The sequence below is a fragment of the Arthrobacter sp. N1 genome, from assembly GCF_048288285.1.
Classification (GTDB): Bacteria; Actinomycetota; Actinomycetes; order Actinomycetales; family Micrococcaceae; genus Arthrobacter_D.
Window position 1 is genome coordinate 2,019,497 of sequence record NZ_CP102608.1, and the last position, 12,002, is coordinate 2,031,498.

General features: G+C 65.9%; 12 protein-coding genes. 6 read left to right on the forward strand and 6 right to left on the reverse strand.

All coding sequences use genetic code 11. The annotated features are described in order from the left end of the window. Positions 1 to 3 precede the first annotated feature (3 nt). Entirely contained in the window at positions 4 to 1,050 is a 1,047-nt protein-coding gene (locus NVV32_RS09225; RefSeq protein WP_422389949.1) for a hypothetical protein, read from the forward strand. Then, the gene (locus NVV32_RS09230; protein ID WP_422389950.1) at positions 1,050 to 1,355 is read left to right on the forward strand and encodes a hypothetical protein; all 306 of its coding nucleotides are present in this window, start codon (positions 1,050 to 1,052) and stop codon (positions 1,353 to 1,355) included. The genes NVV32_RS09225 and NVV32_RS09230 overlap by 1 nt, the downstream gene beginning before the upstream one ends. Positions 1,356 to 1,407: 52 nt before the next feature. On the opposite strand, the gene NVV32_RS09235 is transcribed toward NVV32_RS09230, so the two are convergent. After that, positions 1,408 to 1,653, reverse strand: coding sequence for a hypothetical protein (locus NVV32_RS09235; RefSeq protein WP_422389951.1), 246 nt, complete (start codon positions 1,651 to 1,653; stop codon positions 1,408 to 1,410). Positions 1,654 to 1,946: 293 nt separating this feature from the next. Here NVV32_RS09235 and NVV32_RS09240 point away from each other — a divergent pair, with 293 nt between their 5' ends. After that, positions 1,947 to 2,075 (forward strand): hypothetical protein, encoded by a 129-nt coding sequence (locus tag NVV32_RS09240; protein ID WP_422389952.1) that lies wholly within the window; start codon positions 1,947 to 1,949, stop codon positions 2,073 to 2,075. On the opposite strand, the gene NVV32_RS09245 is transcribed toward NVV32_RS09240, so the two are convergent. Then, complete coding sequence (locus NVV32_RS09245) at positions 2,072 to 2,737, reverse strand: OB-fold protein (protein WP_422389953.1); 666 nt, start codon at positions 2,735 to 2,737, stop codon at positions 2,072 to 2,074. The genes NVV32_RS09240 and NVV32_RS09245 overlap by 4 nt on opposite strands. 473 nt (positions 2,738 to 3,210) lie before the next feature. Here NVV32_RS09245 and NVV32_RS09250 point away from each other — a divergent pair, with 473 nt between their 5' ends. Continuing rightward, positions 3,211 to 4,248, forward strand: coding sequence for an XcbB/CpsF family capsular polysaccharide biosynthesis protein (locus tag NVV32_RS09250; RefSeq protein ID WP_422389954.1), 1,038 nt, complete (start codon positions 3,211 to 3,213; stop codon positions 4,246 to 4,248). Between the two features lie 347 nt (positions 4,249 to 4,595). Here the strand turns inward: NVV32_RS09250 and NVV32_RS09255 are convergent, their stop codons facing one another. The 4 genes from NVV32_RS09255 to NVV32_RS09270 form a co-directional block, all read right to left on the reverse strand. Further along, complete coding sequence (locus tag NVV32_RS09255; RefSeq protein ID WP_422389955.1) at positions 4,596 to 5,447, reverse strand: hypothetical protein; 852 nt, start codon at positions 5,445 to 5,447, stop codon at positions 4,596 to 4,598. A 119-nt stretch (positions 5,448 to 5,566) separates the two neighbouring features. Continuing rightward, a complete protein-coding gene (locus tag NVV32_RS09260; protein WP_422392027.1) occupies positions 5,567 to 6,454 on the reverse strand; it encodes an NAD-dependent protein deacetylase in 888 nt (295 codons plus the stop codon). Between the two features lie 102 nt (positions 6,455 to 6,556). Continuing rightward, positions 6,557 to 7,021, reverse strand: a complete 465-nt coding sequence (locus NVV32_RS09265) for a redoxin domain-containing protein (protein ID WP_422389956.1) — start codon at positions 7,019 to 7,021, stop codon at positions 6,557 to 6,559. Between the two features lie 2 nt (positions 7,022 to 7,023). Then, the gene (locus NVV32_RS09270; protein ID WP_191931470.1) at positions 7,024 to 7,443 is read right to left on the reverse strand and encodes a DUF3052 family protein; all 420 of its coding nucleotides are present in this window, start codon (positions 7,441 to 7,443) and stop codon (positions 7,024 to 7,026) included. A gap of 348 nt (positions 7,444 to 7,791) precedes the next feature. Here NVV32_RS09270 and aceE point away from each other — a divergent pair, with 348 nt between their 5' ends. Both aceE and NVV32_RS09280 read left to right on the forward strand, forming a co-directional pair. Continuing rightward, the gene (gene aceE, locus NVV32_RS09275; RefSeq protein WP_422389957.1) at positions 7,792 to 10,545 is read left to right on the forward strand and encodes a pyruvate dehydrogenase (acetyl-transferring), homodimeric type; all 2,754 of its coding nucleotides are present in this window, start codon (positions 7,792 to 7,794) and stop codon (positions 10,543 to 10,545) included. 119 nt (positions 10,546 to 10,664) lie between these two features. Further along, on the forward strand, positions 10,665 to 11,999 hold the full coding sequence (locus NVV32_RS09280; protein ID WP_422389958.1) for a PucR family transcriptional regulator: 1,335 nt from the start codon (positions 10,665 to 10,667) through the stop codon (positions 11,997 to 11,999). The last annotated feature ends 3 nt before the right edge of the window (positions 12,000 to 12,002 follow it).

Sequence of the window (12,002 nt, forward strand, 5' to 3'; positions counted from 1 at the left end):
CGCGTGTCCTATTACCTCGTAGAACGCCCGAACACCATCACTCCGCAGTTCGGGTGGGAACGCACCCGAGTCTCCGGCGTCATCGGCGTCCACACCGCCGAGAACAACACGTGCTTCAACGGGCCCGATGGCGGAGCGGAGGACGTCGCCGCATTCATCGGCGGACGCTCGGACTACGGCTCGTACCACGTCCTCGCTGACGCCGACTCGATCATCGACCTCGTGCACCCACGTTGGGCGGCATGGGCCGACACGACGAACAACCCGCACGCGATGAGCGTGTCCGGTGCCGTCCGTGCCAACGACTGGCGATCCATCTCCGAGGCGAATCGCGTAGCGGCAACCGTCAACATGGCCGTCGGCGCAGCGCGGATGGTGCAGGAAGCCGTGGCCTACGGACTCCTCGCCGCCCCAACCCCCGCCAGACGCATCAGCGCTGCTGAGGCGATCAGCGGATCCCGTGCCGGCTTCTACGGCCACGGGGAAACGAACCCCGGCACCCGGTACGACCCGGGCGTCGGCTTCGACTGGGACCTCTTTCTGAGGTCCTACCAGGAAGCCCTCGGCGGGAACGCGTCGATCGGCTACCAGAACGACGACATCACCATCATCGAACCGGAAGAAGAAGACATGGGACACGTAGAGAGCATCACCGACGAAGCGGCCAAGACCATCGCCCGGGTCCTGCTGGACACCCAGGTACAGCGCGAGGGGAAGCCGAAGGGTTCCACCAACACCCTCCGCTGGTCGCTGGCCGCCGAGGCGAACCGGATGGAGGGAGTGGTCAGCCGCACCGCGGAAGCGACGGCCCGGCTCATCCTCACCACGGCAATCAAGCGCGGCGGGAAGTCCGTCGGCGGGAACAGCAGCCTCGGCGGGGTCGTGGCCTACTTCGACCAGTTCCGCGCCGACATCCTCAACGCCGTCGGAAAGGTACCCGGTCAGGTCGAAGGCCTCGACCCTGCCAGGGTCGAAGCGGCCATCAGCGCAGGACTCGAACGGGCCCTCGACGGTACGAAGGCAACCATCGAGCTTGGGAAGGACGCCTGATGGAACCCACTCAGACAGCCCACCCGTGGCGGGCGGCAGCCCGGACAGCGGCGGCCGCCGCAGTGGGACTCTTCCCGCTGCTCAACGGCATCCTCGCCACCAGCATGAGCTGGCTGACCGAGAACACGGCGATCATCCCCGAGTGGCTGTACGTGGTGCTCAACGGGATCCTCGTCGCCGCGATCGCGCTCACCGCACTCGTTACCCGCATCCTCGCGGTTCCCGGCGTTGTCGAGTGGACGAGGAAACACGTGGCGTTCCTCTCCCCTGACGGGAACCCGCCGGGACGCCACGAGCTCGTGTAGTGGAAAGCGCCCCACCCTCATATCGAGGGTGGGGCGCTTTCGTCGTTGCTGCTCAGACGGAATCAGTGCGACACCAGAGCTGGCTAGCGTGCTGCTCGGCGAAATCATCGATTGCCAACATCAGCAGGTCGACCTGCAGCTCAGGTAATTCGTCTCGTCCCCCCATCCACTCCTGGAGGTCTTTGATCGATGCTGAGCCAGCGAGCGCCAGATAGGACACCCAGATGTCTTCAATGCCTACCTGGAGTAACTCCAGCGCTGCTCGAAGTGCGTCCCGACGATCCCAACGCGGTTCCACACGTGCTCCTAATTTCGGCGATATGACAATCAACCGTCTCGCACTGGTCGCTACGGATCGAGCACGAATTGCCGCTTGCGAAAACCGTCAGAGACGCGCCGTACGGTCACTACATGGCACCCAATCCTCGCCCCGGCTGGCATGGAATCCCGCCTTCACGAGACAAGTTTGTCCCACCGATCGGGCTCCCAGCACCATCCCACGGCGTGACGGCCACGGAGCGGAAGGCTCCGCCGATTTGGTGTGAACTCGTCTACCCCGACGGGCACACACAAACTGTGAAGGGCTTCGCGATGGCTTGGACGAACAGCATGGTCCTCGTGCAATGGGTCGAGTACTCCGTGGCCCGCGAGGTGTGGGTCAACGCGAACGTCGTCAGCCGCCGGCAGCTCGAGGAACGCAAACGACACCGAGACGGCTAAAGGACCACGCAATCCCTGAGCTCAATGCCAAGATCGCCACCGTCCTCAAAAATTCCGCGGATGGTGATGTCGGTATCCGGGACGGCAGCGGCAGCCTGGTCGGTTGGCACGTCGTTGCAGTTGACGGTCGTGAAACTGAACTCAGCGCCGTCGTCGATGCGGACAACGTACTTAGTGTCGTCGAGGAACTCGGTGTCGACCTTGCTGACGCTGCCGGCTACCTCGAGCACTTGGCCGGAGTACTTTGCATCAGCGGCGGCCTCGTTGCCTTCGAAGTCCGCGAGCAGCGTGGCTGCGTCAACGGTCATGGCCTCTGCTTCAGCCGGAGGTGCTGCACCTTCCTGCGAGACCTCGCTTGTGCCTTCCTCCATCGCTGTCGACATAGCCCCGAAAAAGACTGAGGTCACGGTCGCAGCAATGATGATGGACAGGATCCCCAGAACAAGACCGGTGATCGATGTGCCCTTCGGCTTGTGTGCCCGGGTTAGCCCAACGATCCCGAAGATCACGGCTAATGGCCCGAGGATGAAGGCAGCGATGCCGAGGATCGGGATGATCGACGCGACGATGGCGATGATGCCGAGCACGAGCGCGGTGACGCCGAAACCGTTGCCCTGCTTGACTGGCGGCTGGTAGTACGCGGGTTGGTATTGCTGAGCCAATGGTCCCCCTAGGACTGTAGATGTGGTTGTGATTGTGGCACGCACACCCGCGTCACAGTGGTCTCGGTTAGGTGTCTGTGCGAGGCGATACGCCACCGATACGCCACGCGGGCTCGCACACCCTGCCCTGACATGGGCAAACTTTCGGGTCCTGCCACGTTTACACCGTGGATGTCATCGGTTCGATCCCGGTAGGACCCACCACCGAGTCCCCGCCTTTCCGAGGAGAGCTTCCGGGAAAGGCGGGGATTTCTTGTTGGGCGGCTGTGTCGGTTGGCTTTTCTGTCCTGCTTCTGCAGCTCCGTGGGACGTAGCAGCATGGTAGTCGCGAGTCCTCGCGCTCGAAAGCAGCGCCACGGGCTCCGCGAACCGGTTGCCTGTGTTGGCGAGTTCCCACCGAACGGGCCGGAAGTCCGCCCCTTCGACCTCGGCGGTTTTGAAAACGACGCAAGACCGACAATCCTTAGACAACTATGACGACAATCACCATGCTGGGTGCCGCCAACGCCGACGAGCTGGCAACCCTCGCCGAGAAACCAGCGACGAAGTTCGTGCATGTCGGGCACCCTGGGAAGACGAGTGCAAACCTCATCCAGATCAGTCGGACGGACAGTGTGGCGAAGCAGGCTGTCACGAATCTCGCGAAGCTCGGCTACTACCTCTACAAGCAGGACAATGATGTGTCGTCGTTCGTACGGCACGACGAGATCAAACATCTCTGGCACAGGGTGAAGACCGGGGAGTTCTCCGCGAACGACCAGGGTGTCATCTATTCGTACACCCCGCCCACCCTAGAGTCGGACAGCCCGACGATCCTGGTGGTCTTCGCTTCCATCCACGAGGACATGTACGGCTCCGGTCTGATGCGTTACTTCAAGCACAACTTTCCGAGTATTCAGAAGTACGTGACACCGGGGACCGGAATTCTCCGCATCGCGGACATCGGCGGTGTCACCGGTGCGTTCTATCTGAACACTGTCGCCCACCCGACGAACACCGCCCGGGTACAGAAGCTCATCGAGCAGGTTGCATCGGACAACGACGTCGATCGGGACAGCATCGTCTTCTACGGCGCTTCCAAGGGCGCAACCGGCGCGCTGTATCACGGCATGGACATGAACATCCGTTGCGTAGTCGTCGATCCAATCGTCTCGGACGAGGTGTACGAGAGGCGCTACCGCGACTCTCACTACACGGCCGATGGGATTTTTCCAGAGAGGAAGAATCAGGTGTTCGACCGGCTGGTCGAGAAGGTCGTCTCCGACAAGCGCTTCAGTGGGCTCAACGCACGTTGGGCCGTCATCTGCTCCGACAGATCCCCGCAGTACGACTACATCAACCGGACTCTGATCCAGCCCATGTGGGGCGGGGCAGCGTTCTTCAACTCACAGCACCCGAGCATCACCGACCACCCCGACGTTGGGCCGAACACGATCACCATGATGACCACGCTGTTGAACAATCAGTTGTACCGTATGCCGATCCGTTCGGGGATTTACAAGTTCACCTGACGCGTGTCGGGGCGGGAACGACGTGCCGAAGGCATTCAGCACGCTGGTTCGTGCAGACCGCGATGATGACTCCGAACACTACGTGCCGGTCCTTACGCTGAGGAAAAAGCGCCAGCTACTGTCTCTTGGCCGCGCATCAACGAACCTCGCCCGCGGTATGAGGTTCGGGGTGCGGATCCCTGTTGTCGAGATAGACGCGTTGACGGCTTACGCGCACCACCGTTCGTCATGGTCGTACCGGTGGGCAATGCACCTCAGACCTTCCGGGGGCATGGTCCATCGTCGCGGGGGCGCGATCTTCCGCACGCATCGCTGGCCTGTTCCGACTTCGACGCTGCGGGCGAAGATCAGCACAACGGGTCAGGCTGAACAGAAGGCTCCGCAGTTCGTGACGATGACTTCAGCGGCGCCGCCACGTCTGCCACGGCCTCGTCCGCACCTGCCGGGTCCCCGACGATCGGTTCCAGGAGCTCAGGATCGATACCCGGCGGAGTCGGCTCGTGCCACCCCACGGATCCCTCCGGAACCTCGACCTCGACGATCGGTTCCAGGAGCTCAGGATCGATACCCGGCGGAGTCGGCTCGTGCCAGGGGACCGATGCCGGCGGGATGCATGTGTAGGGGTCGGCCGGGTCGGTCCACCAGGCGCCGGCCGCGGTGATGGGGCAGTGCGGGTAGGGCGGTGCGGGTAGGTTCCCGGGCGGCAGGTCACCGCCCATTCCGCTGCCGATCCCCGGGTCGGGCCGACCCGTCCCGCCGGCGTCCACGACGACGACTGTCACCTCCGCGGACGGCGGAACGTCGATCTGGACCTCGGCCCGCTCGACCATCACCGGCACCACCGGGGTGGCAGGAGGAACAACGGATGACGCGGGCCCGGCGATGGCGTCGAGCGGACGAGGCCCGGCCGGAACCGACGCGCCGGGGTCGGTGACTCCCGTCCCGACGCTGCCGGATCCGTCGGCGTCGGAAGGACCGACCGGGGTAGATACCGATCGGACGAACGGCTCGTCCGGAGGACCGGACATACCGGCACCGTGCAGCGGGGAGCGCTCGGCGACGCCTGCAGCAGTCGCCTCGACAATCCCTGTCGGATCATCGACCCCCGCTCCACTGCGGAGATCGACGGCGACAGGCACGACGACGACGGCCGCGACAGTGCTGAGAACGATGGCGAGAGACCTGATCGACGAACGCATTTTCCACCCCGGGTGAGAGACCTATGGGTAGACCGTAGGACGCCCGGGGCGGGGCCGGAACAGTAGCCGATACTCGAATCGTTCAGTGACTACTTGCTTCCGGCAGCAGGCAGCACGTGTCAGTCCGGGAGGTCGGGCAATTCGTCGGCGAGATAGGTGAGGGCCTCGGAGACGCCCGCCTCGATCTTCAGCGAGGCGAACTCGTCCCCCCTGGTCCACCCGCGGTTGACGATCACCACGGGCTTTCCCGCCTTCGAGGCGTGCCGCACGAACCTCAGTCCGCTCATCACCGTGAGGGAGGAGCCCGCGACCAGCAGGCCCTCGGCGCCGTCCACCAGCCCATACGCCTCCGCGACGCGGTCCTTCGGGACGTTCTCGCCGAAGTAGACGAAGTCCGGCTTGAGCATGCCACCGCACACCGGACACGGTGCCATGACGAAGTCGCCCGTGTCGTCGACATCGGCATCCGCGTCGGGAGCCACATCGCCCGCGTCGGACTCCCGCTCCAGGTAGCCGGGATTCAGATCCTCGAGGATCTCGGCGATCCGCGATCTCGGGAACGTCGACGAGCACTGCAGGCACACCACGCGGTCGAAGGTCCCGTGCAGGTCGATGACCCTCGTGCTGCCTGCCGCGGAGTGCAGCTTATCGACGTTCTGCGTGATGAGCCCGGACAGCAGGCCGCGCTGCTCCAGCCGTGCCACGGCCGCGTGGCCGGCGTTGGGATCGGCCCGGCGCAGGTGTCGCCAGCCCACGTGGTTCCGCGCCCAGTAACGCCGCCGCAGCACCTCGTCGCCGACGAACTGCTGATAGGTCATGGGATTGCGGGGTACGGATGTGGGCCCGCGGTAGTCGGGGATCCCGGAGTCCGTGCTCAGGCCCGCTCCGGTGAGAACGGCGAGGCGTCGGCCGGCGAGGAGGGACACCGCACGCTCCAGTGCTGCGCGCTCCTCCGGGCCCAGCGGTGCGAGGGCCGCGGAGGGGGTTTCGCTCACGAACCCGGTCAGACCGAGCCTCGGGTTGGACTCCGGTCCCGGGAGATCGTCCTGCCGGACGGGACGGTCCCCCGCCGAACTCGTCGTCACGCCCGGACCGTGGGGGTCACGGCGTCACAGGGCTGCTTCGACCGAGGACAACGCGTGGGCGTAGTGGGCGATCGGGCGTCCCTGTCCGTGGTCGGAGGATACGACGGCGCGGACCGTGCCGGAACCGTCGAGGACGTAGCTCACACGATCGGCGTAGCCATTCGTGTCGTCGAACGCCTCGTAGCTCCTTGTGACGGTGCCGTGCGGCCAGAAGTCGGCGAGGAGATCGAAGGAGATGTCGTTGGCGTCCGCAAAGGCACGAAGCGTGTACTTGTGGTCGACCGAGACGGCGACGAGCGTGACGCCTGCCGCGTCAAACAGCTCCAGGTTGTCGCGCAGTTGGCCGAGTTCGTCCGTGCAGACGCGGGAGAAGGCGAAGGGGAAGAAGACGACCACGGCGCCGCCCACCAGGGAAGAGCTCTCGACGACCTCGCCGAACTGGTTGGCGAGCGTGAAGGCGGGTGCGGGGGAACCGATCTCGAGGGGCACCGCTACTGCTTCCGTCGGCTGACGAGCCGGGTGGCGGACCATTCCCTGGACACGCCGGCCGAGGAGGTCGAGTGGAGGCCGGCGGTAGGAGCCGCCTCCTGGACGTCAGCGGGCGGCACATATCCTGGGCGGCCGGACTTCGGCGTAAGGAGCCAGACGACTCCCCCCGCCCCGAGTGAGGTCAGTGCGTCCACCAGGGCGTCCACGAGGTCGCCGTCGCCGCTCCGCCACCACAGGATCACGCCGTCGACGACGTCCTGGTCGTCCTCCGTGAGCACTTCGGACCCGAGGCCGTCCTCCAGTTCCTCCCGGAACTCGAAATCGACGTCGTCGTCGTATCCGAGCTCCTGAACGAGGTCTCCGTTCTTGAAACCCAACTTGCCTGCCACGTTGACCGCAGTGGCGGCTTCAGCCTCGCTCACTTAGCTCCTCCTGGAAAGACGGGCCTGACGCGCCCTCGTATGGTTGTACATTGCTACCAGCCAACACCTTTATACGCCAAGCATCAAGCCGGAGGGCGCTTTTGGCCGCCGTCGTCCGCAGGCACGCTCGGACCGGCCCCCGGACGTGGCGTGCGCAAGCCCTCGGCGTAATCTGCCCGGCGACCCCCATCTCGCTACGCACGGACCGTACGGCGGCGATAGAGTGAACCGATATATGGCCACGGTGCTCACACCGTCCGGCCGAGCATGCATCTCTGCGCGGGCCAACGAGCCGTGCGCAGGCATAAAACGACACAGACAGAATCTGTGGAAGTGGAGAGATATCGCGTGGCTGTTGAACAAGGTACGGCGGATATTCTGAGCGGTCTGACAGTCGGCAAGCCCGACGGGGATCCCGAGGAGACCGCTGAGTGGATCGAATCCCTCGACCAGCTGATCCGCACCCAGGGCACCGAGCGCGCGCAGTACATCATGCGTTCGCTCCTCCAGCGTGCCGGTGCGCAGTCCGTGGGCGTGCCCATGGTCACGACGACGGACTACGTCAACACGATCCCCGCCGACCAGGAACCCGAGTTCCCGGGTGACGAGGAGATCGAGCGGAAGTTCCGCGCATGGCTGCGCTGGAACGCAGCCGTCATGGTGCACCGCGCCCAGCGCCCCGAGATCGGGGTGGGCGGCCACATCTCCACCTATGCCGGCGCCGCGACCCTGTACGAGGTGGGCTTCAACCACTTCTTCAAGGGCAAGGACCACCCGAGCGGCGGGGACCAGATCTTCTTCCAGGGCCACGCCTCCCCCGGCATGTACGCCCGCGCCTACCTCGAGGGACGGCTCACCGAGGAGGACCTCGACGGCTTCCGCCAGGAGAAGTCCAAGGAGGGCCATGCGCTGTCCTCCTACCCGCACCCGCGCCTCATGCCGGAGTTCTGGGAGTTCCCCACGGTCTCCATGGGCATCGGCCCCATGAACGCCATCTACCAGGCGCAGTCGAACCGCTATCTGCACAACCGCGGACTGAAGGACACCTCCGACCAGCAGGTCTGGGCCTTCCTCGGCGACGGTGAGATGGACGAGCCGGAATCGCGTGGGCTGCTGCAGCTCGCCGCGAACGAGAACCTGGACAACCTGAACTTCGTCATCAACTGCAACCTGCAGCGTCTCGACGGACCCGTGCGCGGCAACGGCAAGATCATGCAGGAGCTCGAGGCGTTCTTCCGCGGTGCGGGCTGGAACGTCATCAAGGTGGTCTGGGGCAGGGAGTGGGACGCGCTGCTCTCCAAGGACGACGACGGCGCCCTGGTCGACATCATGAACCAGACGCCCGACGGCGACTACCAGACGTACAAGGCCGAGTCCGGAGGGTTCGTCCGCGACCACTTCTTCGGCAAGTCCCCCGAGACCAAGGCCATGGTGGAGGACCTGACCGACGCCGAGATCTGGAACCTCAAGCGCGGCGGGCACGACTACCGCAAGGTCTACGCGGCGTACAAGGCCGCGACGGAGTTCAAGGGCAAGCCGACCGTCATCCTCGCGAAGACCGTCAAGGGCTACGGCCTGGGGTCGCACTTCGAGGGACGCAACGCGACCCACCAGATGAAGAAGCTGACCAACGCCGATCTCAAGGCGTTCCGCGACCACCTCCGGATCCCGGTCACCGACGAGCAGATCGACGACGACCTCTACAACGCTCCGTACTACCACCCGGGCGCCGACGCTCCAGAGATCAAGTACCTCCTCGAGCGTCGCCGTGAGCTCGGCGGATTCATCCCCGAGCGCCGCACCAAGCACGCGGACATTGTGCTGCCGGGCGATAAGGCGTACGAGATGGCCAAGCGCGGTTCCGGCAAGCAGATGGCCGCGACCACCATGGCGTTCGTGCGCATCCTTAAGGACCTGATGCGGGACAAGGAGTTCGGCAAGCGGATCGCGCCGATCATCCCCGACGAGGCGCGCACCTTCGGCATGGACTCGTTCTTCCCGACGGCGAAGATCTACAACCCCAAGGGTCAGAACTACCTGTCCGTGGACCGCGACCTGGTCCTCGCGTACAAGGAGTCCATCGAGGGGCAGATCCTGCATGCGGGCATCAACGAGGCAGGATCGATGGCCGCCTTCACCGCGGCGGGCACGGCGTACGCCACGCAGGGGCAGCCGCTCATCCCCATCTACGTCTTCTACTCGATGTTCGGCTTCCAGCGCACGGGCGACTCCATCTGGGCGGCAGCCGACCAGATGGCCCGCGGTTTCATCATCGGAGCCACGGCCGGCCGCACCACGCTGACCGGCGAGGGCCTCCAGCACGCGGACGGTCACTCGCCGATCCTCGCGTCGACGAATCCGGCCGTCATCACGTACGACCCGGCCTTCGGTTACGAGATCGGGCACATCGTCCGTGACGGCCTGAACCGGATGTACGGCGACATCGGCGACAAGCCGGAGTCCTTCCGCAACGTCATGTACTACATCACGGTGTACAACGAGCCGTTCGTGCAGCCGGCCGAACCGGAGGAACTCGATGTCGAGGGACTGCTCAAGGGTATCTACCTGCTGAAGCCCGCCAAGGTCGACGGTCCCCGCACGCAGCTGCTGGCCTCCGGCGTGGCCGTGCCGTGGGCGCTCGAGGCACAGAAGATCCTCGCGAAGGACTGGGGGGTGTCCGCCGACGTCTGGTCGGTCACGTCCTGGAACGAGCTCCGCCGCGACGGCCTCGATGCCGAGGAGGACGCCTTCCTCAACCCCGGCGCCGAAGCCCGCAAGCCGTTCGTGACGCAGCAGCTCGAGGGGGCCACGGGTCCGATCGTCGCGGTCTCGGACTTCATGAAGGCGGTTCCCGACCAGATCCGGCAGTTCCTGCCGAACGAGTTCGCGACCCTCGGTGCCGACGGCTTCGGCTTCTCGGACACACGGGCTGCGGCACGCCGGTTCTTCAAGATCGACAGCCACTCCGTCGTCGTCCGCGCCCTCGAGATGCTCGCCCGCCGGGGCGAGGTCGACGCGAACGCGCCGAGGGAGGCCATCGAGAAGTACAGCCTCCTCGACGTGAATGCCGGGACCACCGGTAACGCAGGCGGGGACGCCTAGTCCGGCCACCAGCCCGACGGGCGACGGCGGGACGCAGCGCACGCTGCGTCCCGCCGTCGCCCTTTTTGTAGCCTTCTCACAAAGGGGGAGCAGCGTCGCCGAGACCGTATGCTCGAAGCATGCGGCAGCCCGACCATGTCCCCGCCACCTCCTCCGGCACCAGGCCCGGCGCGTCCGGTGCCACGAACGCGGGTGCCGCGCCCCCCGATCCCGCCACCGTCGAGAAGCTGCGCGCCACGATCGGTTCGCTCTCGACGGCGACGCTCAAGCAACTCGACACGGACCTGCCGTGGTACCGGGGACTCCGCCCGGATGAGCGTTCCGCCCTCGGCATGGTCGCCCAGAAGGGCATCGCGTCCTTCGTCAACTGGTACCAGAAGCCCGTGTCCCCCGCCTGGGTGCTCAGCGATGTCTTCGGGACGGCCCCCACCGAACTCACCCGCTCCATCAGCCTGCAGAAAGCCCTCCAGCTCATCCGCGTGGTGGTGCAGGTCGTCGAGGACCACGTGCCGTTCCTCGCGCCTGCCGCCGACCAGGCGCCGCTCCGCGAAGCCGTGCTCAGGTACTCCAGGGAGGTCGCCTTCGCCGCGGCGGACGTCTACGCGCGTGCCGCCGAGACCCGCGGCTCCTGGGACACTCGCCTGGAGGCCCTCGTGGTCGACGCGATCCTGAGGGGGGAGAGCTCGGACGCACTGCGCTCCCGGATCGCCGCGGTGGGCTGGAGCTCCCAGGCCCCGATCACCGTCATGGTCGGCAGCGCCCCATCCGAACCCAATGCGGGCTTCCTCAACGAGCTGCGGAGGATCACCGGGCGTCTCGCCGAGGACGTCCTCGTGGGGATCCAGGGCGAACGGCTGATCCTCGTCCTCGGCGGTGTCCGGGATGCGGACAAGGCCTATCCCAGGATCAGCGAACTCTTCGGCGACGGGGCCGTCGTCTTCGGCCCGGAAGCCGAGTCGCTCGTCGCGGCGAGCACGTCCGCGCAGGCCGCTTTCGCGGGTCTCACCGCTGCCCGAGCGTGGCCCTCCGCCCCCCGGCCGGTGTCCTCGGAGGACCTGTGGCCCGAACGGGTCATCTCCGGCGACGACACTGCGCGCCGCGCCCTCGTCCGCAGCATCTACCGTCCCCTCCTCGCAGCCTCCAACGGTCTCGAACAGACGCTGTCCGCGTACCTCACCCTCGGACACTCCCTCGAAGCCACATCGAGGTCACTCTTCGTCCACGCCAATACCGTGCGGTACCGCCTGCGGCGCGTCTGTGACGTCACGGGGTGGGATCCGCTCATCCCGCGCGAGGCCTACGTCCTGCAGACCGCGCTCGTGGTGGGGCGGCTGGCCGCTGCCACGGCACCGGCCGGCCCCGGCTCCGCCGCGGCCGGGGGAAGCACCCGGACCTCCCGGCCGGCCAGTGTCGACAAGGGCGTGACAGCCGCGGGGAGAGCCGCAGCCTTGTAGACT